24 protein-coding genes, 2 tRNA genes and 1 pseudogene are annotated in these 24616 nt (G+C 44.5%); 15 read left to right on the top strand and 12 right to left on the bottom strand.

The window, feature by feature from the left end:
- Window positions 1-65 precede the first annotated feature (65 nt).
- The gene (locus AC4MCD_RS13460) at window positions 66-1136 is read right to left on the bottom strand and encodes an AraC family transcriptional regulator (RefSeq protein ID WP_419375161.1); all 1071 of its coding nucleotides are present in this window, start codon (window positions 1134-1136) and stop codon (window positions 66-68) included.
- Window positions 1137-1246: 110 nt separating this feature from the next.
- On the opposite strand from AC4MCD_RS13460, the gene AC4MCD_RS13455 reads away from it, so the two are divergent.
- Window positions 1247-1840 (top strand): hypothetical protein, encoded by a 594-nt coding sequence (locus AC4MCD_RS13455; RefSeq protein WP_005232599.1) that lies wholly within the window; start codon window positions 1247-1249, stop codon window positions 1838-1840.
- A gap of 338 nt (window positions 1841-2178) precedes the next feature.
- On the opposite strand, the gene hisF is transcribed toward AC4MCD_RS13455, so the two are convergent.
- Window positions 2179-2937: an imidazole glycerol phosphate synthase subunit HisF gene (gene hisF / locus AC4MCD_RS13450; RefSeq protein WP_004781588.1), complete on the bottom strand. Its 759-nt coding sequence runs from the start codon at window positions 2935-2937 to the stop codon at window positions 2179-2181.
- 113 nt (window positions 2938-3050) lie between these two features.
- Here hisF and AC4MCD_RS13445 point away from each other — a divergent pair, with 113 nt between their 5' ends.
- The 3 genes from AC4MCD_RS13445 to AC4MCD_RS13435 are packed head-to-tail and all read left to right on the top strand — an operon-like array spanning window position 3051 to window position 5067.
- On the top strand, window positions 3051-3998 hold the full coding sequence (locus AC4MCD_RS13445; protein ID WP_419375162.1) for a homoserine kinase: 948 nt from the start codon (window positions 3051-3053) through the stop codon (window positions 3996-3998).
- Between the two features lie 26 nt (window positions 3999-4024).
- A complete protein-coding gene (locus AC4MCD_RS13440) occupies window positions 4025-4651 on the top strand; it encodes a DUF1294 domain-containing protein (RefSeq protein ID WP_419375163.1) in 627 nt (208 codons plus the stop codon).
- Between the two features lie 20 nt (window positions 4652-4671).
- The gene (locus tag AC4MCD_RS13435) at window positions 4672-5067 is read left to right on the top strand and encodes a DUF4870 family protein (protein WP_004781593.1); all 396 of its coding nucleotides are present in this window, start codon (window positions 4672-4674) and stop codon (window positions 5065-5067) included.
- Between the two features lie 61 nt (window positions 5068-5128).
- Here the strand turns inward: AC4MCD_RS13435 and AC4MCD_RS13430 are convergent, their stop codons facing one another.
- From AC4MCD_RS13430 to hisB, 5 genes are all read right to left on the bottom strand, one after another.
- Window positions 5129-6058: a DMT family transporter gene (locus AC4MCD_RS13430; RefSeq protein WP_419365800.1), complete on the bottom strand. Its 930-nt coding sequence runs from the start codon at window positions 6056-6058 to the stop codon at window positions 5129-5131.
- Window positions 6059-6126: 68 nt separating this feature from the next.
- Complete coding sequence (hisA, locus tag AC4MCD_RS13425) at window positions 6127-6861, bottom strand: 1-(5-phosphoribosyl)-5-[(5-phosphoribosylamino)methylideneamino]imidazole-4-carboxamide isomerase (protein ID WP_005232592.1); 735 nt, start codon at window positions 6859-6861, stop codon at window positions 6127-6129.
- A gap of 222 nt (window positions 6862-7083) precedes the next feature.
- Entirely contained in the window at window positions 7084-7746 is a 663-nt protein-coding gene (locus tag AC4MCD_RS13420) for a 3'-5' exonuclease (protein WP_419375164.1), read from the bottom strand.
- A 152-nt stretch (window positions 7747-7898) separates the two neighbouring features.
- On the bottom strand, window positions 7899-8516 hold the full coding sequence (gene hisH, locus AC4MCD_RS13415) for an imidazole glycerol phosphate synthase subunit HisH (protein ID WP_180104676.1): 618 nt from the start codon (window positions 8514-8516) through the stop codon (window positions 7899-7901).
- A complete protein-coding gene (hisB, locus tag AC4MCD_RS13410) occupies window positions 8516-9109 on the bottom strand; it encodes an imidazoleglycerol-phosphate dehydratase HisB (protein ID WP_491876275.1) in 594 nt (197 codons plus the stop codon). The genes hisH and hisB overlap by 1 nt, the downstream gene beginning before the upstream one ends.
- 96 nt (window positions 9110-9205) lie before the next feature.
- On the opposite strand from hisB, the gene AC4MCD_RS13405 reads away from it, so the two are divergent.
- The 7 genes from AC4MCD_RS13405 (at window position 9206) to tehB (ending at window position 13587) form a co-directional block, all read left to right on the top strand.
- Complete coding sequence (locus tag AC4MCD_RS13405; protein ID WP_004781604.1) at window positions 9206-9583, top strand: GNAT family N-acetyltransferase; 378 nt, start codon at window positions 9206-9208, stop codon at window positions 9581-9583.
- 203 nt (window positions 9584-9786) lie between these two features.
- Window positions 9787-9862: transfer RNA gene (locus tag AC4MCD_RS13400), tRNA-Phe, on the top strand.
- Between the two features lie 136 nt (window positions 9863-9998).
- A tRNA-Phe gene (locus AC4MCD_RS13395) sits at window positions 9999-10074 on the top strand.
- Between the two features lie 208 nt (window positions 10075-10282).
- Complete coding sequence (locus AC4MCD_RS13390) at window positions 10283-10804, top strand: hypothetical protein (RefSeq protein ID WP_491876274.1); 522 nt, start codon at window positions 10283-10285, stop codon at window positions 10802-10804.
- A gap of 231 nt (window positions 10805-11035) precedes the next feature.
- A complete protein-coding gene (locus tag AC4MCD_RS13385; RefSeq protein WP_491876273.1) occupies window positions 11036-11536 on the top strand; it encodes a hypothetical protein in 501 nt (166 codons plus the stop codon).
- 241 nt (window positions 11537-11777) lie between these two features.
- On the top strand, window positions 11778-12527 hold the full coding sequence (locus tag AC4MCD_RS13380) for a hypothetical protein (RefSeq protein ID WP_491876272.1): 750 nt from the start codon (window positions 11778-11780) through the stop codon (window positions 12525-12527).
- A gap of 193 nt (window positions 12528-12720) precedes the next feature.
- On the top strand, window positions 12721-13587 hold the full coding sequence (gene tehB / locus AC4MCD_RS13375; RefSeq protein WP_419365803.1) for an SAM-dependent methyltransferase TehB: 867 nt from the start codon (window positions 12721-12723) through the stop codon (window positions 13585-13587).
- A gap of 103 nt (window positions 13588-13690) precedes the next feature.
- On the opposite strand, the gene AC4MCD_RS13370 is transcribed toward tehB, so the two are convergent.
- The 4 genes from AC4MCD_RS13370 to fadB all read right to left on the bottom strand — a co-directional run bounded on the left by AC4MCD_RS13370 (window position 13691) and on the right by fadB (window position 18668).
- Window positions 13691-14197 carry a hypothetical protein gene (locus tag AC4MCD_RS13370; RefSeq protein ID WP_419375169.1) on the bottom strand — a complete coding sequence of 169 codons (507 nt, stop codon included), beginning with the start codon at window positions 14195-14197 and terminating at the stop codon, window positions 13691-13693.
- A 173-nt stretch (window positions 14198-14370) separates the two neighbouring features.
- Complete coding sequence (locus AC4MCD_RS13365; protein ID WP_166136827.1) at window positions 14371-15195, bottom strand: hypothetical protein; 825 nt, start codon at window positions 15193-15195, stop codon at window positions 14371-14373.
- Between the two features lie 137 nt (window positions 15196-15332).
- Complete coding sequence (gene fadA / locus AC4MCD_RS13360; RefSeq protein ID WP_419375170.1) at window positions 15333-16505, bottom strand: acetyl-CoA C-acyltransferase FadA; 1173 nt, start codon at window positions 16503-16505, stop codon at window positions 15333-15335.
- 12 nt (window positions 16506-16517) lie between these two features.
- Window positions 16518-18668, bottom strand: coding sequence for a fatty acid oxidation complex subunit alpha FadB (gene fadB, locus AC4MCD_RS13355; RefSeq protein ID WP_491876271.1), 2151 nt, complete (start codon window positions 18666-18668; stop codon window positions 16518-16520).
- Window positions 18669-19157: 489 nt separating this feature from the next.
- Here fadB and lpxO point away from each other — a divergent pair, with 489 nt between their 5' ends.
- Window positions 19158-20075 carry a lipid A hydroxylase LpxO gene (gene lpxO, locus AC4MCD_RS13350; RefSeq protein ID WP_034589795.1) on the top strand — a complete coding sequence of 306 codons (918 nt, stop codon included), beginning with the start codon at window positions 19158-19160 and terminating at the stop codon, window positions 20073-20075.
- 108 nt (window positions 20076-20183) lie between these two features.
- Complete coding sequence (locus AC4MCD_RS13345; protein WP_491876270.1) at window positions 20184-20600, top strand: PH domain-containing protein; 417 nt, start codon at window positions 20184-20186, stop codon at window positions 20598-20600.
- On the opposite strand, the gene AC4MCD_RS13340 is transcribed toward AC4MCD_RS13345, so the two are convergent.
- A complete protein-coding gene (locus tag AC4MCD_RS13340; RefSeq protein ID WP_419375174.1) occupies window positions 20597-21661 on the bottom strand; it encodes an AAA family ATPase in 1065 nt (354 codons plus the stop codon). The two genes, AC4MCD_RS13345 and AC4MCD_RS13340, sit on opposite strands and share 4 nt — an antisense overlap.
- Before the next feature lie 224 nt (window positions 21662-21885).
- Here AC4MCD_RS13340 and uvrC point away from each other — a divergent pair, with 224 nt between their 5' ends.
- Both uvrC and AC4MCD_RS13330 read left to right on the top strand, forming a co-directional pair.
- Window positions 21886-23685, top strand: a complete 1800-nt coding sequence (gene uvrC, locus AC4MCD_RS13335; protein ID WP_491876269.1) for an excinuclease ABC subunit UvrC — start codon at window positions 21886-21888, stop codon at window positions 23683-23685.
- 118 nt (window positions 23686-23803) lie between these two features.
- Window positions 23804-24598, top strand: a pseudogene (locus AC4MCD_RS13330) (thioesterase family protein).
- Window positions 24599-24616: the final 18 nt, after the last annotated feature.

Below are 24616 nucleotides of genomic sequence, written 5' to 3'. Positions count from 1 at the left end.
AAAAACACTATTCCGGCTAGAAAAAAGCTCCTTGGATGAGGAGCTTTTTTATTTTATTCAAATTTTTAAATCTGATATGGGACATTAATCTCTGCGGTAGCAGGATAGTCCAGAAATTTTTCCTGCACTTGAGTTTCCAGATATTCTGAGCGCCATTGTTGTGGGGTCTGAGCTGTCCATTGCTTGAAGGCACGCTGAAATGCGCTCTGCTCAGAATAGCCAAGCAGCATGCTGATTTCCTGCAGACTCAGATGAGGATCTTTCAGGTATTGCATGGCCATCATGCAGCGGATTTCCTGCATACGTTGCTGATAGGTTTTGCCCTGTTTCTGCAAATGGCGTTGTAACTGACGCACGGAAAAATTCATCTGTTTGGCTATATGCTCGATCTGGAACTGGTTTTTTTGCAGGCCCACCAGAATCGCCTGCTGTAACTGCTGGTCAACCTGGGTGGAATTGGGGAATTTTTCCAGTAAAGCTTCAGCTTGTTGTTTCAGAAGCTTTTGTAGGGTCTGATCACCCTGTTTTAAAGGCGTAGACAGCTCGCTGACCGGCATCAGGACTTGAGTCTTGGCTTGACCGAAACGAACCTTGCAGCGGAAATACTGTTCATACAATGCTATATTTTTGGGTGTTGGATGCTGAAAATGCACTTCATGCAGATGCAGATGATTATTATCCAGAATATTCGATTTAATAAATTCGATCATGAGTGCAATCGCGATTTCATCGGTCAGTTGCGTACTCATCTTAAAAGGAACCTCACCCCAGGCAATCGAAAGATGATCTCCTTGCCCCTGGATTTGTAGCGGGCTACCATCATAGATCAGGCGATGGTAGTCATGATAGCGCATGAAGGCTTCACCCAGCGTGTCACTGGAAAGTGCCAGATAACCGATAATCCCGAGATGTTTAGTCTCGACCAGTTGCGCAATTTCCAGGCCCAAAGCCGGGCGCTGCAGCTGTTGATCAAGTGTCGTCAGCAGATCACGCCACAGAGTAAAATCAAAGCGTTCCAGATTTTGAATGGCCAATAATTTCTCAGGGACTTCGAGCTGTTTCAGCTGATAATAGTCCAAAAGTAAATGTCCTAAACCACCGTATATCGAGCCTACGTAGTTTTTTAGAACCAGCATTTTTTAATTCTTTTATTTTGTCGTATTTTGTCAATCATATTGAATATTTTGGTCAATATCTAGTCTTTTACTTAGCCTATATTGAAAAATAGACCAAGAGGTAAAAGATCATGTGGAAAGGTTTTCTGGCAGGACTCGTCGTAGCCAATGGCTTTGAATGGTTTGCGCATAAATATGTACTGCATGGTACGCATCGGGCAGGGCAGACACGTTATAGCCCAGTGCCGGACAGCATGCGTTCACATTGGGAACATCATCGTGAAGTTCGCAAGACCAGATTTTCTGATTATGCCTATGTGGAAGGTTTGAAAAACTGGCGAATCCGCAATGAAATCGGTTCACTGGCCGTCGCAGCAAGCGTATTCGGGCTGGCTTTTTATCCCTTGTCCAAGGGCATGTTTCTGGCCACGCTATATAGTGCAGGCAATTATTTTTATATGCATCGGCGGGCACATCTGCAACCAGAATGGGCCAGAAAAAAAATTCCCTGGCATTATGATCACCATATGAACAGTAACCAGGATGCCAACTGGTGCGTGACCAAGCCCTGGTTTGATTATTTGATGGGAACTCGGGTGATTTCTTCAGCAGATTTACAGGAAAAAAATCCTCTTGGTATTGCGTTGCCGGAACAGATCTCTACGCGCTTAACCCACTTAACCCAGCGTTATTTCCCGGCTAAATGGGCTAAAGATCGTGATTAAATAACTTAAATTTCGAGTAATCTGCCACATAAAATGTTAACTATTTCTCACTTTGGTTAGCCCTGTCGTGATTTGTCAATAAATTCTGCATATATTGTCAATATTGTGCTCAGGATTTCACCTATATTTGCGTCTGTTGATGATTGAAAGTCTTATCAACCTGCATACAGATTGAGTTATATTGTAAATGTCAAAGATACCAAGTGCTGTAGTTCTTCTTGGTTTTTATAGGGAGTCGCAAGACTCCTTTTTTTTGTCCAGAATTTAAATGATTTCTAAGAATAATGCATAAAAAAAGAGCGTGATATTCACGCTCTTTTTCATTTGAAGGCTGTCGTTTAAAGACGCATTTCAATGCCTTGAGCAGCTAGATAAGCCTTGGCTTCAGGAATGGTATGTTGGCCAAAGTGGAAAATAGAGGCGGCAAGTACTGCATCGGCACCACCATGGATAATCCCGTCAGCCAGATGCTGCAAGTTGCCTACGCCACCTGAAGCAATCGTCGGTACAGTCACACGGTCATTAATGGCACGCATGAGTGGAATGTCATAACCTGCTTTGGTGCCATCGGCATCCATAGAGGTAATTAACAGTTCGCCTGCGCCATAGCTGGCCATTTTCTCTGCCCATTCCAGGGCATCAATGCCGGTCGGTTTGCGTCCGCCGTGGGTAAAGATTTCCCATTTATTCTCGCCAGTTTTTTTGGCATCAATCGCTACCACGATACATTGCGCGCCAAAACGCTGTGAGGCTTCCTGTACAAACTCAGGATTGAAGACTGCTGCCGAGTTAATACTGACTTTATCTGCACCTGCATTTAACAGTAGACGAATATCTTCCACTTTACGCACGCCACCGCCTACAGTAAGCGGTACGAATACAGATTCAGCCATACGCTCAACGGTACGGTAAGTGGTGTCGCGTCCATGATGTGTAGCGGTAATATCAAGGAAAGTAATTTCATCGGCACCTTGTTCATTATAACGGCGTGCCACTTCTACCGGGTCACCCGCATCACGAATATCAAGGAACTGAACACCCTTGACTACGCGACCGTTGTCGACGTCCAGACAAGGAATAATACGTTTAGCTAGCATAAATTTTTCCAATTATTACAGCCGATTATGAAACTCACCCACGCAAGCGCTACACCTTGGTAGATGGAAACGGTATTCTAGCAAAAATATGTAAGTTTTTTCGCAGGTTTTCTATGTCGGTTTATACCACTTTGACTTTAAAGGAAGTTCAGGATTTTGCAGCACCTTATGGACTTGAGGTGATTGATCTGATTCCCATTCAAGGAGGTATCCAGAATACGAACTATTTTCTGGTCTGCGAAAACCAGCAATATGTGCTGACTGTTTTTGAAGATATGGATGAACAGGCCGCTGGAGAACTGGTGCCGGTCTTGCAGCATCTGGGTCAGGCAGGTCTGGCCGTACCGGTGCCTTTATCCCACTCAGGCAAAGCCATTCATACGCTAAAAAATAAGCCGGCACAAATTGCACCACGCATGATGGGCGAGCATCCGATGCCATCTACCGTTGCGCAGGCGGAAGCGATTGCCATTGCTCAGGCCAAAATGCATGTCGCACTGAAAGATTTTAAACTTGAGCGTGCCTTTGTCCGTGACCATGCCTACTGGTATAACGTAGCACAGGAAATTAAACCGAGTCTGAACGCAGCAGATAAAGTCTTACTGGGTAAACTTCTGGGCTTGTATGAAGCTTTAACCGCAGTATATCCGGATCGTCCACGTGGCTTTATCCATTCGGATCTGTTTCGTGACAATACCCTGTTTGAGGGTGATCAGCTGAAAGGAATTCTGGACTTTTATGAGCTGAATAAAGATGAATTCCTGTTTGATATTGCGATTACTTTAAATGACTTCTGTACCAATTATCCGGAAGTCACCTTAAATGAAGAAAAGGCCAATGCCTTTTTAAAAGCCTATGAAACTGTTCGTCCTTTAACTGCAGATGAAAAATCATGTCTGGAGCTTTACCTGGCGATGGCTGCGGGCCGTTTCTGGATGATGCGTTTACAGGTGGCACAGAAAAATGCTGCTGAAGGCCGCACCGGTGAAGATATTCTGCAAAAAAATCCGGAAGAGATGCGTAACATGCTGATTGAACGTTTAAAATTCGTGACAGCTTAAATTTAGAATAAACAGGAACAGGCAAAATGCGCGATCAGGGACGTTTAGTGGAATGGTTTGATGACAAAGGCTATGGCTTTATTCAGCCTAATGATCCGGCCAAAGATCGCGTGTTTTTGCATATCAAGGATTTTGCCCGTCCCGGTCCACGGCCAATTGTTGGTTGTGCGCTGGATTATCTGGTGATTCTGGATGAGCAGGGACGCTATCGTGCCCAGCAGGTTATGTACCTGAAAGCATCGCAAACCAAAACTGCAAAAACAAAAACTAAAACATCAGGCCGAAGTCAGCCAGAAAGACTACAGCCGATGCAGGTTGCTTCTGTGGCCTATATTCTGGTATTAGCGGGACTAAGTTTAGCCGGCTTGTTGAGTGGAATGATCCTGTTGCTGGTGAGCCTGATGAATGTCCTTAGTTACTGGCTGTATGCCCAGGATAAGGAAGCGGCACAACTGGGCAATCGCCGTATTCCGGAAAACACCCTGCATCTGGTGGCTTTTCTGGGAGGATGGCCGGCAGCCTGGCTGGCACAGCAAAAATTACGGCATAAAACACAAAAACAACCCTTCCGGCAAATTTATTTTTGTACTATAGCTTTTAACATCATTTTGATTATATGGCTGATTTCTCCCTTCAACAGCCTGAATATCTAGAAATAACCACAGGAGCGTAGATGAACTATTCAATTGATAAAGACTCAAATCGCACGCTAACCCTGATTCTTTATATCTTATATATCGTGGCCATTTTTAGTGGTGGCTTGCTGGCAGTGATTGCACTGATTATTAACTATGTGAAGCGCTCGGATGTACGAGGTTCGATTTTTGAAAGCCACTTTACCTGGCAAATCCGCAGTTTCTGGTGGTATCTGTTCTGGAATATTGTAGCCTTTGTGCCATTCCTATTCCTGTTCTTTACCCATGAAGATCCGGACCTGTTTGCGGGCGTCGCTTTTGGCGCATCCACTTTCTGTCTGGTTGTGGTTTTTGTTTCCTGGATCTGGATTGTCTATCGCGCGATTCGCGGCATTATGCGTCTGAATGACAATCGACCGATGTATACCAAATAAGATTAGCTATATTTCTCTAGATAAAAAACTCCCCCTTTTCTAAGAGGGGGAGTTCATAAGCTTAGGAAAGATCTTCCTTCAACTCTTCTATTTTTTCTTTTCTGAAAAACTTTGGTTTCCACTCACTGGCAATCACCCCAAGTACCACCATCAATCCGCCTAGAAGTGCCAGCGCAGGCAAACGTTCTCCCGCCATACGTCCAAATAAACTTGCCCAGATCGGTTCACCCGCATAAATGATCGCAGCTTGAGAAGGATCTACCATTTCCTGTGCCCAGTTCATTACCAACTGAATACAGGCACTGGCAATACCGAGACCGACCAAAATACCTGCCAGATGCCAGTGAAAGTCAGGTAGCTGAGATTCACCCAGTATCGGTGCTATCAGAAAACAAAATAGCGAGGCAAAAATGAGTTGTAGCACGGTGACACGCCGGGTATTCACCTTCGGAGCAAAATGACTGATAAAAATAATCTCAAGCGCAATGGCAATTGAACCAAGTAAAGTCAGCGCCTGACCAAAATTCAGCTGGATGGCACCAAAGCCATTACCGGTTAAAAAGATCAGACCGAGAAAGGCAAACAGGGCACCGACCCAGGTCATGAAATGCGGTTTCTTACGAAATAGCAGCCACAGCAGTAGAGGCACTAAGGGAACATACAGCGCAGTCAGAAAGGCCGATTCACTGCTACTAATCGTTTGCAGACCCACCGTTTGTGTTCCATAACCGATCGCAATCACAGCCCCAATGATGGCGCCCGCTGCCACTTCTTTAAGTGTCATGCCTTTCAAGTGCTTCAGGGACAGCACAGTTACGGCAATTGCCGCCGCTGCAAAGCGTAACCCGACAAAGATCACCGGACTACTGAAATTCAGGCCATATTGTACGGTAATAAAACTGCCACCCCAGATGATGGTAATCAGGATCAGAGCAAGTTGAGGAACTTTCGTCCTCCAGGTAGAGGGTGTTTGGGAAACAGATGTCGACATGGGAGAGAGGATCAAAAAATTGAACAATAAAAAAAGAGGTCCACAGACCTCTTTTTCAGCAGATGCTATTATAGCGCTTCTTGTTCATCCAGCAATAATTGTGCTTCACGCAGATTTAAAGTGCCTTCATAGATCGCACGACCGGTAATCGCACCTAAAATGCCAGGCTGATCTTTCAGGTTACGTACATCATCCATATTGGTTACGCCACCTGAAGCAATCACAGGCAGACCTGAATATTGTGCCAGATGTACGGTTTGTTCGATGTTGACACCCTGCATCATGCCATCACGAGCAATATCGGTATAAACAATACTAGACACGCCTGCATCCGCAAAACGTTTTGCCAGATCAGTCGCTTTTACATCAGTCACATTCGCCCAGCCATCCGTTGCCACCATGCCGTTCATGGCATCGATACCCACAATAATATGGCCTGCAAATTTTTTGCATGCTTCTTCTACAAATTCAGGATTTTGCACTGCTTTTGTACCAATAATCACAAAAGATACACCTGCTTCCAGATAATGCTCGATAGTTTCCAGTGAGCGGATCCCGCCACCAATCTGGATAGGCAATTCTGGCTGTGATTTGGCAATGGCTTCTACCACTGGCTTATGAATAGGTGTACCTGCGAAAGCACCATTTAAATCTACTAAATGCAAGCGGCGAGCGCCTTCATTTACCCAATGCTGTGCTGTTGCCACCGGATCGTCAGAAAATACGGTATCGTCTTCCATACGACCTTGTTTTAAACGGACACATTTGCCATCTTTCAGGTCAATTGCAGGGATGATCAGCATGCTTTCGCTCCTTGCTCAATCTTTAGAATGAATTACAGTGAGTTCATCTTAGCAAATAAAGTCGAAATTTCTAACTCTTAAACGGTATGAAAAAAGAAAACCTGTCTGAAGATATGCTGGAATGACAGGATTTTATTCTTCAATTTTTTTATTTATTCCAATACTCCTGAGGGAGTCTGATATCAAAATGATATTTCGCTAGAAAACTTATCTTTTGTTCGTTCAAATTTTTGAATGCGGGCGAATTTTCAATTTTAGTGAAGTATTGGGAACTTCCTTGGGACCCAAGCCACGGTGCAGCAATTCTTCAAAGACCAGTAAAGGTGCATAGGCATCTGCAGCCGCATATTCAATCTGTGCCTGACTGAGATGTTTTTTCGCCCAGTTCGATGTCGTAACCCGTTTCGATTTAGGAAAATTCACCTGAAATAGCAAAGCCATCGCATTTTTTAGTCCAAGAGGATTTTTAATGCCGAATGCACCAAAGCACTTTGACAGTTCAATCACACTGTTCAGCTCAATGCCTCTTTTACGGAAGAGATGCGCATCATTTTTCAGGCCAAAACCAACTTTAATCTGGTCACGATTGGCAAAAATCGGTTTCAGAAAATCCCAAATGGCAGTATTCATTTGAAACAGGTAGGCCTTTTCCAGAGTGGACAGCTGAATCAGATGCGGACCAGTGGACACTTCACCGACCTTGAAGGTCGGTTTGGACTCAGTGTCCAGACCAAAGACCGCGATCTGCTCAAGTTCTTCGCGTAGAGCTTCACATTGCTGAATACTGTTAATCACCACAATATTTTCAGGCGCGATATTTTGAAAAGGTGGAAAAGTCGCTATTGCCTCTTTACTCGGCAGAATATCATTAAGTTGGGTATCCATGATTAAAGCATCTTCCATTGATGAATATTCAGGTTGAATAGAGCATACCTTAGAGAAGGAAGTTTGGATGTGAATTATTTTTCAAAAATAAAATTTTAAGCTGTAGCCGATAAAAAAAGCCCGCATGATGCGAGCTTTTTGAATGTATTGGATTAGATATTCCAATCCACAAAGTTTTTTAGCAATTGAAGGCCTGCAGTATGGCTCTTTTCCGGATGGAACTGGGTCGCAAACAGGTTGTCTTGATGCAGGGCAGTACAGAAATCAATACCATAGTTACAGGTTGCTGCCACGATGCTTGGATCTTGGGGTTCCACATAGTAACTGTGCACGAAATAGAAACGGGCATCCTGAGCAATGTCTTTCCACATCGGATGGCTTGGATCGGCCTGATGTACCTGGTTCCAGCCCATATGCGGCACTTTTAAACCCGCCATTTCCGGGAAGTGTTTGACTTCACCTGCAAAAATACCCAGTGCATCAGCACCGCCATTTTCTTCAGAGCGTTGCATCAAGGCCTGCATACCGACACAGATCGCCAATACCGGTTTGTTGAACACGGCATTACGCACGACTTCATCAATTCCGGCTTCATGCATGCCTTGCATACAGTCACGCATTGCACCCACACCCGGAAAAACGATTTTATCGGCTTGGGCGATCAGTTTTGGATCATTGGTTACATCTACCGTTGCACCGACGTGTTCAAGTGCTTTGGCTGCTGAGTGTAGGTTTCCCATGCCATAGTCAAGAAGGGCAATACGGGTCATTACAAGGTACCTTTGGTTGAAGCAACAGTATTCGCAGCACGTGGATCAACTTCACATGCCATACGCAGTGCACGGGCAAACGCCTTAAATACACTTTCGATCTGGTGGTGACTGTTTTTACCTTTCAGGTTATCAATGTGCACAGTTATCAGTGAGTGGTTGACAAAGCCCTGGAAAAACTCAGAGAACAGGTCTACATCAAAACGGCCAATCATGGCGCGGGTAAATGGAATGTCCATGAACAGACCTGGACGGCCAGACAGATCCACCACCACACGGCTTAAAGATTCATCAAGCGGCGCATAGAAGTGTCCATAACGACGTAGGCCCTTTTTATCACCCAAAGCCTGAGCGAACGCTTGACCTAAGGTAATACCACAGTCTTCTACGGTATGATGGTCATCAATTTCCAGATCTCCATCACAATGAATATCAATATCGAACAGACCATGTCGCTTGATTTGATCAATCATATGATCTAAAAATGGAATACCAGTGTTTAAAGTGCCTTGACCAGTACCATCGAGGTTCAAACGAACTCGAATTTTGGTTTCGTTGGTATTTCTTACCACTTCACTGATACGATCTGTCATAGACACGTTCCTCAAATACGTCAAAATGATTGATGTAGAAAATATTTTCGCCGTGACGACGTCACCGCATATTAGATTGCTCAGGAGGGTTTATCAATGCCTATTACCGTACATGCTTATACTTCTCTAGAAAACGACGAAGTGCGCAGCCAGCTTGAGCGACTGTATGACACTAGCCCTGAATTTAGTGATGGGGCAGATGCCATTGAACATCTAGAGCAAAACCTTGCACAGTATACCTTACTTTATACCGCAGAATTTAACACCAAAATCATCGGTGCCATCTGGTGCACGGGACAAGGCGAAAGCCGAACCCTGGAAAATATTGTGGTGCATCCGGCCAACCGTGGACGCGGGGTTGCAGAAAGGCTGGTGAGTGAGGCATGCCGCATGGAAGAGGAAAAAGGAGTAAAAGCATTCGTACCGGGATGTGGAGCCATTCACCGCTGTCTGGCAAATCTTGAAAAAATTTAAATACAGATAAATTTCAAGCAGCCTTCGGGCTGCTTTTTTTGTAAATACCGGATTCAATTTGTTTTATTAGTCAGGTATTTGCTGAGAATATTGAAAAATATTGCTGTATAAACATGCAAATCGATGGAAAAGTAAACATTTGATGATTTTTATACGTTATGTACTTGACGATTAAGAGCTGAAACTGTTTAATACGCGACATCGGCGTGATAGCTCAGTTGGTAGAGCAACGGATTGAAAATCCGTGTGTCCCCAGTTCGATCCTGGGTCTCGCCACCATATTCAAAACGATTTTAAAGTTTTCAATCCCTGATCCCATCAGGGATTTTTTTTAGGCCAAAATTCAGACACTCAATCTTTTTTTTCATAATTTCGATTGACTAATGTGTCTAGATACGGCTTAATACACCGCATCGGCGTGATAGCTCAGTTGGTAGAGCAACGGATTGAAAATCCGTGTGTCCCCAGTTCGATCCTGGGTCTCGCCACCATATTCGAAAAAACCTCAAACATTGTTTGAGGTTTTTTTTCGCCTGTGATTTTTGATTCAGCCTAAGAATTAACTTATTTTGCCATTCATCTGAGCAAGAATGAGTTCTCTAAATAATCAAGGTAATCTAATAGATAATTAAATTAAATACAGACTTTAGCAACCGGTGAAGGCATTCAGGTTGTGAAATTTGAAGTAGGGGAAAGCCCATGAATAGTCTAAAAACATCTTTATTTGGGATTCTGTTAGGTACATTGAGCATAGCAGTGCATGCGGAAGAACAGAAACCGGTGCTTACCTTGCCGACGATGACCATTATGGCTGAACCTGAAATGAGTAATGAGACTGGCTATGTCCCATTTATTGAGAATGAAGCCAATCGTCTTGCCTTGCAGCATCAGGTAATCCGGGGAACCAAAGATGCAGAAAATTTCATGGTCAATCCAAATGTGCTGGCAAACCTCGATATCAAGCCGACCCAAGCTCCAGATTTGAGTTTACTGTCACCTGCACTGCAACAGTATGTGATGACCATTGCCCAAGGCTTACAATCCAGTGATCCAACCCAGGGACTGTATACACTGCTGGAGAATGTCGGGATCGATCGTAGCAGCAGCATGCAGCCAGGGCGTGGCCTTCAATTACAGATCAATCTAGACAAGGTAAATCTGGGCTTATTAGAAAACTACAATAATCCATCTCCTGTAGCGCAATTTCCAAGATCTCCTTAAAAGGACGAGTCAGTAATACAAATCAATCCCCGCAAATCGGGGATTTTTGCTTTTTTAAATTTAACTTCTGATTCATTTATATTTTTTAGGAGCTTTGTTTCTGATTTGCTGGTTGGCTTTATGAGGGTGTAATGGATTCGATTGACCGTTTATCAAACTTAACAATAAGAAGCTGTATTACTTGTAAGATTTAATCTGACGCTTTCCCTTTTCCAACCGAGGGGTAATAAGATGAATCTCCTAAAATCCATTCAAAGCTTGGGCCTGATGCTGACCTGTACTGCTTTTACTCTCCCTGTATTGAGTCATGCAGCTCCTGCTCATTCTGAAGCAACCATACTTCCCACCTTAACTGTCATGGCAGAGCCTGAAATGCGTGCTGTAACGGAAATTACGCCTTATCAGGAAGGTGCCAGCCAGCGTAAGGCTTTGCAGATGCGCCTGATGAAAATTGAACGCGATATCCAGGCTTATAGTGTCGATGGTGATGTCGTTACAAATATTGACATGGGAGCGGCAGCGCCTAATCCAGATCTGGACAGTCTGCCTACTGTATTCCGGGAATATGTACTGGCAGTAGCACAAGGCTTGCAGTCCTCAGATCCAAGAAATGGAATCTATGTAATTCTGCAACCTTTCGGTATTGACCGGAATGCCACCAATGTACAGATCGTCCTGGAACAGTTTGATCCAAATCGACTTGAGCTTAGTCTGCCTTTTGGTTCGCGCTAGCACACAATCCGATGGGTCAGGCTGATCAGGTCAGTCAGTTTCGGTATAGCCAGATCACGTCATGAAGAAAGGAAGTCTGAAAACTTATTTCCTTTCTTCAGGCTTTTTACTGGATTCATTTTTTCAGTATTGAGGAAGCACGTTCACAAATGTGAAAAGCTCTATGTCTTGAATTATGCTGGAAAAATAAGCATAGTGTAAAAAATCAACAAGATCTGGATGACAGACCTGGAGCGTGTAGATGCCCCGTGTTTTTATGATTATCGCTGGAGTGGTACTGGCAATTTTGATCTGGTTATTTTATCAAAATTCTGTAGAGCAGAAACAGCAGGCCGATTTGCAGGAATATGAAACGGTACTGGAAGAAAAAACTGGATCTATTTTGCAACAGGCACAGGATTGGTCTAAACCGATTCAGATTGATCTGGAAGATGATCGTCTGGACGGGGATTATGCCGTAATGGCCCAGTTTATTCTGGGTCAGATGCGTGATCGTGCCGAGGCTCGTAATCAGTATTTACGTGACCTCAAAGCAGCGAACTGGGATCGTTTTCTGGACATTGACCGCTTAGCCAAAGATCAGGCCCAAGGCTATAAAGAAACCGAAGCCATGCTGAAGCGCGTGCATGAAATTGTCGATGGCTATGAGCAGACAATTCAACAGCGGGCAACCCAGCAGTTAGAGCAGGTGAAACAGCTGGATATTAAAAATCGCTATCGTCAGCAACTGGCAGATAATCTGAAAGCCAATCAGCAGCAGGATAATGCCCATGCAATTTTTGAAATTGAAAAACAGAGTTTGGTCAAAGCAGACCAGCTATTTCTGGTGCTGAAAAACAATAAATGGGAAAAGAAAAACCAGACCTTTATGTTCTATGAAGATGCACCCTTAAAGCAATTCAATAAGCTGTATCAGGAAATAGTGCAGCTCAACCAGCAAATGACTCAAGTCGATCAGCAGGCACTTAAAGAAGCAGAGAACAAACTCTAAGCATAAAGATCTTATGGCTTCTTATGCCCTAAATTGTATGATGTTTTCTTGCTAGATCGATTAGTCCTGCTGCATTGCTTACATCAAAGATGTACCAGTTCTCATCTGTAATAGAACCCGCTATGCTTGAGAAAAATGAATATCCAGAAGCATGCTTGCAGACGGAAAGCGAGAAGAGGGAGCACAATCTTTTATGCAACAATTGAAATGTTATAAAGAATTTCCGGTCTGGACGCAGCAAGCTATCCCACAAGGGTTCAAGCAGCCACACAATACCAAAGCAGGCACTTGGGCAAAGCTGACCGTTCTTAAAGGTGAGCTGCATTTTGCCATGCTGGATCAGTCAGGTCATATACAGTCTGAACATGTATTTACGCCAGAGCAGCAACCACCGTTCATTGAGCCACAGGTATGGCATAAGATTATTTCTGCCAATGAAGATGCAGAATGTCAGCTACGTTTTTACTGCAAACCTGAGGATTACTTCACTAAGAAATATCAGCTAAGCCCGACCCATTCAGAAATTTTGGCAGCTATGCCGTATTTAAAGGGTGGTCGTGCGCTGGATGTCGGTTGTGGTTCAGGCCGCAATTCGCTGTATTTGAGTCAGAACGGTTTTGAAGTTGGTGCCTGGGATGTGAATGAAAATAGTCTGCAAACCTTGAGACAGATCATTCAGGCCGAAAAAATCGAGAATATTCAGGTTCAGCAACGGGATTTAAATCTTGACCCCAGTATTCAGGGCCAATATGACTTTATCTGCTGTACGGTAGTGATGATGTTCCTGCAGGCCGATACCATTCCACCTCTTATTGCACAGATGCAGCAGGCGACAGTGCCGGGCGGTTATAACCTGATTGTCTGTGCGATGGATACCGATGATATTCCGGTACAGCCAGACTTTCCGTTTAGTTTTAAGCCGGGGCAGCTCAGTACCTATTATGAAGGTTGGAATCTGGTGAAATATAATGAAAATGTAGGTGAATTACACCGTGTAGATGAACAGGGCAACCGGATCAAGCAGCATTTTGCGACTATGTTAGCCCAAAAGGTCGAATAAGAGATTTATACGGTCTTTAGATTTTTGACTTTAAAACAGAGAGCGCTAAAAATAAAAAAAGATGTCACTCGGACATCTTTTTTTTTGATGGATTTAAAATATTTTAAGCAGATTTTTTAAACCAAGAGAACCAGCCTTTTTTCTCGGCTTTTACAGCTGCTTCAGCAGGTGCTGCTTTTACTGCTTCTACTGGTTGAGCTGCTGCAGCTTTTACTTCTTCAGCTTTGGCTACAGTGGCTTCTTTTACTTCAGCAGTTTTTACAGCTGCATCAGTTTTGACAGCTTCTACTTTAGTATCCGCTACAGTTTTTGTTGCTACCACTTTAGCGTTCGCTGCTTCTTTAGTTTGAGCAGCTTGTTGTTGAGTTGCTTCTACTTTAGCGACAGCCGCTTGTTTCTCAGCAGTAGCTTTGGCAGCAGAGTCTTGTGCTTTAACAGTCGCAGTCGCTACTTTTGCTTGTGCAGGCGCGGTTGCTTGTTGAGCAGTTTGAGCAGCAACAGTTTTTGCTTGTTCTTTCATTGCAGCAACAGGAGAAACAGTTGCAGAAGCCATAGCAGAAGCTGAAGTTGCAACGATTGCAGTTGCTAGAAGTGTTTTAAGCATTTTCATGCATAACCCCATAAATAAAGGAGATAAATGTGGGACTATGATACGCCTGCCAAATATAAGTGGCTGATGAATAAGTTTTTATTGGTTGAATATTCAACTAAATTTACAAAGGGATAACATTCTTTTAAATAAAAAACCCTGTTATTAAACAGGGTTTTTTATTTATTTCTATTTTAAAGACCCAAAGGTTTTAGCATATTTGGTGTCGTTACGCTAACTGGGCCGGTCTGATAAAGTTTTCCATCGAATTTTTGATGCTTAGACCATAAAATTTGTTTCTTATCCAAATCAACATAAGAAAGTACATAGTATTGGCCTTCTGTAGGTACTGGATCATCTGCTACAACTACACCCATTGTCAAAACTGCGAAAGCAGCTGTGCCGGCAATATTACCAATCCGTTTTCCTAAAGAAGGCTGTTGTCCTAAGACCTGGATGACCAGAACCTTAGATGTGCCTAACACAGGCTTGAGATGGTCAGTTAGGCGATCTGTAATATCAATATCTACAGGTTGATAGTTATTGCTTAACGCATAACGCCCATGGCTGGCTTTAAAACTCTTTTGAAGCAGCAGTTGGATACTTGCACCATCCAGATCAGTAATTGCAGGTTGGTTGGCTGCCAAAACAGGATAAGTGCCTAAATATTCAGGTTGCGACTCTAAAGTATTACGTTTTTTATAAGTCTGAATGGTACGCTTTTCAAAGAAACCGCAATGTGTTGGCTGGAAGGTTTTGGTCACTTGAACCGCATTCTGGTTTAACTGTTTTACCAATGATTGAGATATTGCTTCGGCAGTACGATTAGATTGATCCAGTAAAATATGACTGTCACCAAGTTCTTTACGTAGTAGGCAGGCATCTGTCAAGATAGCCACAGGTTGGGTTTTAAATTCTTTTTGAATTCTTGCAAAGTAATCAGATTGTGGTGCTTTTGGTGTGCTGGCACATCCTACCAAGCTCAGACTCAGAACTGTAAATGCTAAATATTTTTTCATAATTATTTTAAATTTGTATTTAATATTTAACTTTATCATAAATAAGGCTATGTGTATTTTACAAAATTTTGAATGAATAGTTCGCAATAAAGAAACCCCGCAATAAGCGGGGTTTTCTGTCTCGAAGTATTTAAGAATTAAACACGTTCGATAATCGTTGCAATACCTTGACCTAGACCGATACACATCGTTGCAAGACCGATTTGAGTATCTTGCTGTTCCATGATGTTTAGGAGAGAAGTGGTAATACGCGCGCCAGAACAGCCCAACGGGTGACCTAATGCAATCGCACCACCATTCAGGTTCACGATATTCTGTTTCTCGTACAGCCCTAAGCCTTTAAGTACAGACAGACCTTGCGCAGCAAAGGCTTCGTTCAACTCAACAGTTTGAATATCTTCAATCGTCAGACCAGCACGTTTTAATGCTTTTTGAGTTGCTGGAACAGGGCCATAACCCATAATCGCAGCATCACAACCTGCAACCGCCATAGAGCGAATCACAGCACGTGGTTTCAAACCGAGCGCTTGAGCACGTTCAGCAGACATTAACAGCATTGCAGATGCACCGTCAGACAATGCTGAAGATGTTGCAGCAGTTACTGTACCGCCTTTAGGATCGAATACTGGACGCAAAGCACGGAAAGTTTCGATGTTAGCATCCGGACGGATGACTTCATCGATATCGCACAAAACTTTATAACCGTCAGCATTATGACCTTCGATGCCTACGATCTCGTTCTGGAACAGACCATTTTCAGTTGCAGCCCAGGCACGGCGGTGAGATTCAACACCAAACGCATCCTGTTCTTCACGAGTAATACCGTTCATGCGACCCAGCATTTCAGCAGTCAGGCCCATCATGTTAGACGCTTTAGCATAGTGTTTAGATGCAGCAGGGTTCAGGTCGATGCCGTGCATCATGCCTACGTGGCCCATGTGCTCTACACCACCGATGATGAAAATATCACCCTGGTTAGTCGCAATCTGTGCAGCCGCAGTGTGGATTGCCTGCATAGAAGAACCACACAGACGGTTAACCGTTTGACCTGCAACAGTCTTAGGAAGGTCAGCTAACAATGCGATGTTACGCGCAATGTTCATCCCTTGTTCCAGAGTCTGGTTCACACAGCCCCAGATCACATCTTCAACTTCATTCGGATCGAATTCATTGCGAACCATCAACGCACGGATAAGTTCAGCTGACATGCTGTCGGCACGTACATTGCGGAACATACCGTTTTTCGATTTGCCCATGGCAGTACGTACGCCATCAACAATCACAACGTCACGTGGATTTAAAGTAGCCATTCACGTCACTCCTTAACCGTAGAATTTTTTGTTGTTAGCAGCCATGTCGCGCAATGATTGCGGCGCTTCATAAGCCTTACCTAAGTGCGCGTATTTGTCGCAAAGCGCAACATACTCAGCTACACCAGTCTGGTCGATATAACGGCATGGACCGCCACGGAATGGAGGGAAGCCTACACCCATGATCATCGCCATATCTGCTTCAGCCGGAGTTGCAACAATGTTGTCTTCCAGGCAACGAACAGTTTCGTTACAGAAAGCTAGCATCATACGGTCAATGATCTCTTGAGGATCAAATTCACGTTTTTCAGCAGTTGCAACAGATGCCACAAGCTCGTATGCAGTTGGATCAACCACTTTGGCTTTTTTGCCTTTACGGTCAAGTTCGTATTTGTAGAAACCAACATCATTCTTTTGACCCAGACGGTTGTTTTCGTACATCACTTGGATTGAACCTTTGAAATCAGGTTTCATACGATCCGGGAAGCCTTCAGCCATGACTTCTGCACCGTGAACGCCAGTATCGATACCGACCACGTCCATCAGGTAAGCAGGGCCCATAGGCCAGCCGAATTTTTCCATCACTTTGTCGATTTGCTGGAAGTCAGCACCATCTTTCAGTAACAGGTCAAATGCACCGAAGTAAGGGAACAGTACGCGGTTTACCAGGAAGCCCGGGCAGTCATTCACTACGATTGGTGTTTTACCCATTTTCTGAGCAAGAACAACAGTCGTTGCAATCGCTTCAGCAGAAGTCTTCTCACCACGAATCACTTCCACCAATGGCATCATGTGTACCGGGTTAAAGAAGTGCATACCCACGAAGTTCTCTGGACGTTCCAGATTTTCAGCCAGACGCGTGATTGAAATCGTAGAGGTGTTTGACGCAATGATCGTGTTTTCACGTACTTTAGATTCAGTTTCTTTCAGTACGATGCCTTTCACTTTCGGGTTTTCGGTTACCGCTTCGATCACGATATCCACTTCTTTAAACTCGTCATAGCTTAAAGTAGGACGGATGCGAGCAAGGGTTTCACCCATTTGCGCCGGTTTCATCTTCTTGCGTTCAACCTGCTTGGTCAGCAGTTTATTTGCTTCAGACATACCCAGTGCAAGTTGCTGGTTACCGATGTCTTTCATGATGATCGGAGTGCCTTTGCTTGCCGCCTGGTAAGCAATACCACCACCCATGATACCCGCACCTAGAACGGCAGCCTGGTTCACTGGATGTGCACCTTGTTCATATTTCTTAGAAGTTTTCTTCACCACCTGGTCGTTCAGGAACAGACCGATTAACGCACCCGCTTGTGGAGTCACTGCAGCTTTCGCAAAGCCTTGAGCTTCAACTTTTAACGCTTCATCGCGGTGTAAGCTTGCACCTGCCTGAAGAGAATCAAGCAATAGTTTTGGCGCCGGGTATTGAGCAGGGTTTGCTTTTGCAAGAACTGCACCTTTCGCCGTATTGAATGCCATCATTTGCTCAAGCATGTTCAGCTTGATTGGGTCCAGTTTTTCCTGGCGTTTTGTTTGCCAGTCTAAACGACCGTGAATTGCCTGTTTCACCAGGTCAATCGCAGCATCTTTCAGTTTGTCTGCAGCCACAACCGCATCAACAGCACCATCTTTCAGTGCAGCAGCCGGTTTTTTCGGAGTAGCCATGGCCATCCATTCAACTGCATTGTCGATACCGATCAGACGGCTTAAACGAACCGTACCACCGAAACCAGGGAAGATACCAAGTTTGATTTCAGGCAGGCCGACTTGCGCCTGTTCTGACATCACACGGTAGTCACAGACTAAGCACATCTCGAAACCGCCACCTAGTGCCATACCGTTAATCGCGGCAACTTTAGGAATATCCAGGTCTTCGAAGCTGTTAAAAATTTCATGAACTGGTAGTGCCCAGTCAACAATTGCCTGTTCGCCTTGAGCAAAGTTATCGCCGAATTCAGTAATGTCAGCACCTACAATAAATGTAGACTTGCCTGAAGTTACGATTAAACCCTGAATTTCAGCAGCGGAAACTGCGTCAATCGCAGCCTTGAAATCTTCAATCGTTGCACGGTTGAATTTGTTAACCGACTCACCTTGTAAGTCAAAGCGGAATTCTGCAATTCCGTCCTCAAGCATTTGGACGGTAATGGCATTGCCAGCGTGGATCATGCCCTGATCTCCTTTATTTTGGAGGACTTCTAAGTTGATGTTGTGAAGCAAGCGCGCATTTCCCGCGCACTTTTTTACTTCGCTAATCTTACGATAACTATATCCAAAAAGAACAACACAAGTTGTATCAAGCCGTGACGCAAGGGTCATCAATTTTCATCGCTCAATCAAGGTGTTGTCATGTCCGGAATACAGTGAACCGTTATCGCAGTGTAATGAAGTTATTGTTTCAATTTCACTTTTTTATTGCTGTCGCGCTGTTTTTATAACGCAAATTGACCAGATAGGGAATGTTTGCTGTGTGGTGTTTTGGTCAAAATAGTCAATTGAGATTCAAATCATTCGATACGGATGTAAGAAAATGTATGCAATGCTGTGTTCTACAAGCGGGTAGGGAGAGCGAAAACAGCTTTGTTATAATGCGGCCCAGATGTGATTTTTTTATTTTTCCCCGTTCTTTTTTGGGGCTAGGATTTTTTGGGTATTGATATGCTTAAGTGGATTATTTTGGCCATCTTTGTCATCTCAGCGTTATATATTCAGCGACGTGGCACAGTTCGGCATTCTTTTTATCGCCAGTTTTTTGACCATTCGACCCTGTTTGCACCGATCAATTTTCTGATGTACGCCTTTTCACGCGTCCCGAATCAGCCTTATATCGATACGCAGCATTTTAAAGACCTAAAAGTGCTGGATGAAAACTGGGAAATGATTCGTGACGAAGCACAGGCGCTCTATCAGAAAGGTGGCATCAAGGCATCGAGCAAATATGATGACTTGGGGTTTAACTCATTTTTCAAAACCGGCTGGAAACGCTTCTATTTAAAATGGTATGACTCGGCGCATCCGTCTGCAGCAGAACTCTGCCCAAAAACTACGGCTTTGCTCAAAACCTTGCCAACCATTAAGGCGGCTATGTTTACCGAGCTGGCACCGGATAGTCGTTTGGTCCGCCATCGTGACCCGTATGCCGGTTCATTGCGTTATCACTTGGGCTTAATGACCCCGAATGATGACCGCTGCTTTATCGATGTCGATGGCCAGCGTTATTCCTGGCGTGACGGCGAGAGCGTAGTGTTTGATGAAACCTATATTCATTATGCCGAAAACAAGACTGACCAGAACCGGATCATTTTCTTTGCTGATGTCGAGCGACCTTTAAAAACCCGCTGGATGGAACGCTTCAATCACTGGTTTGGCAAAAAAGTAATGACAGCAGCCAGTTCACCGAATGAAGTTGGAGATCAGACCGGTGGCTTAAACAAGGTCTTTGGTTATGTTTATCAGCTCCGGGTCAAGGCTAAGGCTTTAAAAGCACAGAACCGCCAGCTGTACTATTTCCTGAAATGGTTCCTGATGCTAGGCATTTTCTTCCTGATCTTTGTTCGTCCTTATCTGTTTGCCTAAACTGCAATATAAAAAATAAAACGCCCACAGGGGCGTTTTTTATTACTTGCAGAGATTCACCACATCATTCTGATTTTGTGTAAGATAAAACAAATTAAGGGGAAGATGATGCGTGTATTTCGTTCCAAAAAAGACTGGTGGCTGTTGGCATTTTTGATCTGTATGAGCGGTTTGTTATTGCAATTATTACTGACCATGCAGGCCAAAGGGACGATGGCTCAATATCCGATGCATACCGCAGTCTATATACTCACAATCCTCTTGGTCTGGTGGCCGGTCTGGAGTACCCGTTATATCGTGCAGGATGGACAATTGACCATTAAAAGCCTATGGCTGACCTGGCAAATTCCACTCAGTTCAATTCAGAACATCCAACCTACAGACCACTCAGAAATTGCACCTGCTTTGTCTTTCAAGCGTTTAAAAGTCAGCTATATGCTGGCAGATCAACAAAAATATGTCCTGATTTCACCTAAAGACCCGAATGCATTGATTCAGGCGATTCAAGCGCATCAAACAGTTTAATTGGAATCGGATGCTTGAGGCTGAACTAGCAATTGTCCATTAATGCAGTCCAGATGGAGTTGTAGCTGTTCTGGGTGATTCAGGAAATAAATCGCTAAAATTGGTTCCAGTTCGGTCCGTATTTTTCGACCCAAATGACGGGCGCCATAACGGATGTCATGACCCTGATAAAAATGGGCCTTGGCTGCATCAGTGAGGTGAATCTGTCGTTTCTGGTGTTGCAGACGTTGATTTAATTTATCCAGCTCAATCTCAACCAGTCGTGGCAGGGCATCATTTTGGACAGCCTGATAGTGCAATGTACGGTCAATCCGGTTTAAAAATTCAGGATCGAACTTGCGCCGCATGACTTTTTCAATGATCTGCTGGGTCGGTACTTTTTTCAGACATAGTTGCTGCACTTTTTGTGGTAGATAGCTGAGTTTTTCCAGATATTGCTGTGCGGCTTGTGCACCGACATTACTGGTCATAAAAATCATGCAGTTACGAAAATCAATAGTTTTGGTACCAGCAGTCAACGTCAGTCGGCCGGTATCCAGTACATTCATCAGGCCACGAATCACTTCAGTACTGGCTTTTTCCAGTTCATCAAACAGCATGATGCCGGGACGGGTATGGCTTCCGGCAATAGCGGTTTCATCAAACAGGCTATGGCCTTCTTTAGAGCCCACATAACCCGGAGGGGCGCCAGTCAGGGCAGCTGCATAATGTTCCTGCGCTAAAGTATTCATATCAATCCGGCAGAAAGCATCAGGGCGACCATAAATTGCTTCGGCAATCAGACGTACAGTCTCAGTCTTGCCGACACCGGTCGGGCCAAGCATTAAGGTAACCGAAAGCGGACGTTCTGGACTGGAAAAGTCAGCCTTGACTACATGCAGCATTTTTTCAATTTCATTTAAGGCGGTATCCTGACCGATGATCCGTTCCCGTAGCAACTGCATTACAGCCTGAGGTTCAAAATGAAAACGCGGTTTCCCAATCAAACGGTCACGCTCAGACTGACTATGGCTAGAGGTGGCAGGTTGCACAACATGAATACCGGATTGGGAACTTGTCATCTTGGATCATCTCGAGATTGAACCTGTCGAGCATAGCAAAGTTAGTTCAGGCGACTTATAGCTTTTAGCAATCAGACCATATTGGGTTGCCTATAAATACGGCAGTCTGGGCATAACCTGTTTCACTTTGGATGACAGTTCGGATGAATTTTGTGTCATCGCTTGAAAATGACACATTAAACATCACATATATCTGCATATTGCAGGTGAAAAATAGGTTTTAGGTGAACGAGAACGCACGCCCTCATATTGAAAAAATCTTGGCCAATATGACCACCTTACCCGGGGTCTACCGGATGTATGGCAAAGATGGCGAACTCTTATATGTGGGAAAAGCCAAAAACCTGAAAAATCGGGTGTCCAGTTATTTTGTCAAAACCCTTGATCATCCCAAGACTCAAGCTTTGGTGGCACGGATTTATGACATTCAAACCTTGGTGGTGCGTTCAGAAACTGAAGCTTTATTACTAGAGCAAAACCTGATCAAGCTGCATCGTCCGCCGTATAACATCATGCTGCGTGATGACAAATCCTATGTCTATATTTTTGTTTCTGCAGACAAACCTTATCCGCGAATTGCCAGCGGTCGTGGCAAGGGCAAGCATCAGGTCGGCAAGTTTTTTGGACCTTATCCGAGTGCCTATAATGCCCGCGATACTTTGGTTATTCTGCAAAAACTGTTCAATGTACGTTCCTGTGAGAATGGTTTCTTTGCCAATCGTACTCGACCTTGTTTGCAATATCAGATCAAGCGTTGTTCCGGCCCTTGTGTCGGCCTGATTTCGCCTGAGGATTATCAGGAAGATGTCAATAATTCGATCCGTTTCTTGCAAGGCGATACCAAAGAGTTGAATCAGGAACTGATTGCCAAGATGGAAGCAGCTGCAGAAAATCTGGAATTTGAAAAGGCGGTATTTTATCGTGACCGGATGGCGTTACTGCGTGATGTACAGGCGCAGCAGGCGATTTATAAAGTTAAAGGTGAGGCAGATATTCTGGCGATTGCCTATCAGGCAGGGGTGACTTGTGTGCAGATCATGCATGTGCGTAATGGCAAGATGCTCGGCGGTAAAGGCTATTTCCCGGATATGCTAAGTGATGATCTGGGGCAAATGCTCTCAGATTTTATTGCCAATTTCTATTTCCAGGTTGCCGATGAAATTCCCTCTGAGCTGATCGTGAATATTAAAATGCCAGACCGGAAGGAGCTGGAAGCCGCACTTTCTCAACATTTTGGCAAGAAGATTCAGATCAAGTCCAAAGTTCGGGAAACCCGTGCCGAATGGCTGGAACTGGCACAGATGAATGTACAACATGCTATTCAGGGCAAGCTGGCTAATCACTTTGAATTGAATGAACGTTTCCATCAGTTAGAAGAAGTCGTGGGACGGCCGGTAGATCGGATTGAGTGTTTCGATATCTCGCATACCATGGGTGAAGATACGGTTGCCTCCTGTGTAGTCTTTGACAGTGGAGGTGCGCGCAAACGTGATTATCGCCAGTTTTCTATCAATGATATTCAGGCGGGTGATGACTATGCCGCGATGCGTCAGGCCTTAACCCGTCGTTATAAAAAAGCCATGTTGCCAGATCTGCTGCTGATTGACGGTGGTAAAGGGCAATTGCATATGGCGATGGAAGTCATGCAAGAACTTGGACTGGATGCCTTTATGGTCGGTGTGTCTAAAGGCGAAGGGCGTAAGCCGGGTCTGGAAACCCTGCATTTTACCGATGGCAGCAAGATTCAGCTTCCAGAAGATCATAAGGCCCTGCATCTGATCCAGCAGGTACGTGATGAAGCTCACCGTTTTGCCATTACCCGCCATCGGGCCAAACGCGATAAAAAACGGGGTTCATCCGTATTGGAAGTGATCCCAGGATTAGGACCGAAGCGCCGTCGTGATTTATTAACCCATTTTGGCGGGATTCAGGGTGTGCTTAAAGCTTCAGAAAAAGACCTGCAACTGGTTCCAGGTCTGGGTTCGGTCATGGCCCGGATGATTTATAAAGTTCTGCATGAGTAATCGTTTTATATCAATTGCAAGTGCAAAAATGCACATTGACCTTAGAGTCAAAGGTCATTTCTATTCATAGATTTTTCCAGCAATATATCGGTTCATCAGACAAAGTTGAAGGATCGATATGTCGTTGCAAGCACTGTACGCACAAATTGCGCAGCAAGAATGGATTGAAATGCCGACAGGCTGGGGATAAGGAAGAACCATCTACGGTGGACTTGCAGCTGCAGTCATGATGCAAAAAGCCGTGGTGACGATCAATGATCCTGCTAAACGTCTGCTGAGTACCAGTGTGACTTTTGTTGGCCCGGTACAGGAAGGCAAAGCACGCCTGACTGCGGAAATTCTGCGTGAAGGCAAATCGGTCACTACCATCGAAGTGCGTCTATGGCAGGATGAGGCTGTTCAGAGCATTCTGATTGCCAGTTTCGGTGTAGCGCGTGATTCTAGCATTCAGGTACATCAGGAAATGCAGGCTCCGGATTATGCTCCTCCTGAAACCCTGTTCCGGATTCCTGCACAGTTCAAGCTTCCAAAGTGCTTTGATCATTTCGAACTCAGATGGGCAGACCTGAATCTGCCGTGCAGTTCAAGTGTACGTCCTGATTTTGAAGGCTGGTGCCGCTTCCACCCCGATCTACATTCTGACCGTGAATTTCAGTTAGCTGACCTGATGGCCATTTTTGACATCTGGCCACCTGGGGTGTTGCCGATGTTTCAGACACTGGCCCCGGCGAGCAGCCTGACCTGGACTGTAACCTATGTGCATCCAGTGCAGCATCAGCTACATGATTGGTTTAAATATAAAGTGATTACCGACCATGCGGCTGACGGTTATTCAACAGAACATGCCTATCTGTGGGATGCAGAAAATCGGCTGATTGCGATGGCTAGACAGACAGTGACGGTGTTTGCCTAGTGACACTTCAAGTCAATT

Source organism: Acinetobacter sp. CAU_H_78, from assembly GCF_058599365.1.
This window is presented reverse-complemented; position numbering and strand designations above follow the sequence as displayed.

Excerpts from the sequence above, each read along its gene's own strand:
- lpxO (WP_034589795.1), top strand. The coding sequence starts at position 19,158 with ATGCTTAAGTGGATTATTTTGGCCATCTTTGTCATCTCAGCGTTATAT.
- AC4MCD_RS13430 (WP_419365800.1), bottom strand. The coding sequence starts at position 6,058 with ATGTCGACATCTGTTTCCCAAACACCCTCTACCTGGAGGACGAAAGTT.
- fadB (WP_491876271.1), bottom strand. The coding sequence starts at position 18,668 with ATGATCCACGCTGGCAATGCCATTACCGTCCAAATGCTTGAGGACGGA.
- AC4MCD_RS13380 (WP_491876272.1), top strand. The coding sequence starts at position 11,778 with ATGCCCCGTGTTTTTATGATTATCGCTGGAGTGGTACTGGCAATTTTG.
- fadA (WP_419375170.1), bottom strand. The coding sequence starts at position 16,505 with ATGGCTACTTTAAATCCACGTGACGTTGTGATTGTTGATGGCGTACGT.
- AC4MCD_RS13390 (WP_491876274.1), top strand. The coding sequence starts at position 10,283 with ATGAATAGTCTAAAAACATCTTTATTTGGGATTCTGTTAGGTACATTG.
- AC4MCD_RS13345 (WP_491876270.1), top strand. The coding sequence starts at position 20,184 with ATGCGTGTATTTCGTTCCAAAAAAGACTGGTGGCTGTTGGCATTTTTG.
- tehB (WP_419365803.1), top strand. The coding sequence starts at position 12,721 with ATGCAACAATTGAAATGTTATAAAGAATTTCCGGTCTGGACGCAGCAA.
- hisB (WP_491876275.1), bottom strand. The coding sequence starts at position 9,109 with ATGACAGATCGTATCAGTGAAGTGGTAAGAAATACCAACGAAACCAAA.
- AC4MCD_RS13435 (WP_004781593.1), top strand. The coding sequence starts at position 4,672 with ATGAACTATTCAATTGATAAAGACTCAAATCGCACGCTAACCCTGATT.
- AC4MCD_RS13445 (WP_419375162.1), top strand. The coding sequence starts at position 3,051 with ATGTCGGTTTATACCACTTTGACTTTAAAGGAAGTTCAGGATTTTGCA.
- AC4MCD_RS13370 (WP_419375169.1), bottom strand. The coding sequence starts at position 14,197 with ATGAAAATGCTTAAAACACTTCTAGCAACTGCAATCGTTGCAACTTCA.
- AC4MCD_RS13405 (WP_004781604.1), top strand. The coding sequence starts at position 9,206 with ATGCCTATTACCGTACATGCTTATACTTCTCTAGAAAACGACGAAGTG.
- AC4MCD_RS13420 (WP_419375164.1), bottom strand. The coding sequence starts at position 7,746 with ATGGATACCCAACTTAATGATATTCTGCCGAGTAAAGAGGCAATAGCG.
- AC4MCD_RS13440 (WP_419375163.1), top strand. The coding sequence starts at position 4,025 with ATGCGCGATCAGGGACGTTTAGTGGAATGGTTTGATGACAAAGGCTAT.
- hisH (WP_180104676.1), bottom strand. The coding sequence starts at position 8,516 with ATGACCCGTATTGCCCTTCTTGACTATGGCATGGGAAACCTACACTCA.
- hisA (WP_005232592.1), bottom strand. The coding sequence starts at position 6,861 with ATGCTGATCATCCCTGCAATTGACCTGAAAGATGGCAAATGTGTCCGT.
- hisF (WP_004781588.1), bottom strand. The coding sequence starts at position 2,937 with ATGCTAGCTAAACGTATTATTCCTTGTCTGGACGTCGACAACGGTCGC.
- AC4MCD_RS13460 (WP_419375161.1), bottom strand. The coding sequence starts at position 1,136 with ATGCTGGTTCTAAAAAACTACGTAGGCTCGATATACGGTGGTTTAGGA.
- AC4MCD_RS13365 (WP_166136827.1), bottom strand. The coding sequence starts at position 15,195 with ATGAAAAAATATTTAGCATTTACAGTTCTGAGTCTGAGCTTGGTAGGA.
- AC4MCD_RS13455 (WP_005232599.1), top strand. The coding sequence starts at position 1,247 with ATGTGGAAAGGTTTTCTGGCAGGACTCGTCGTAGCCAATGGCTTTGAA.
- AC4MCD_RS13340 (WP_419375174.1), bottom strand. The coding sequence starts at position 21,661 with ATGACAAGTTCCCAATCCGGTATTCATGTTGTGCAACCTGCCACCTCT.
- AC4MCD_RS13385 (WP_491876273.1), top strand. The coding sequence starts at position 11,036 with ATGAATCTCCTAAAATCCATTCAAAGCTTGGGCCTGATGCTGACCTGT.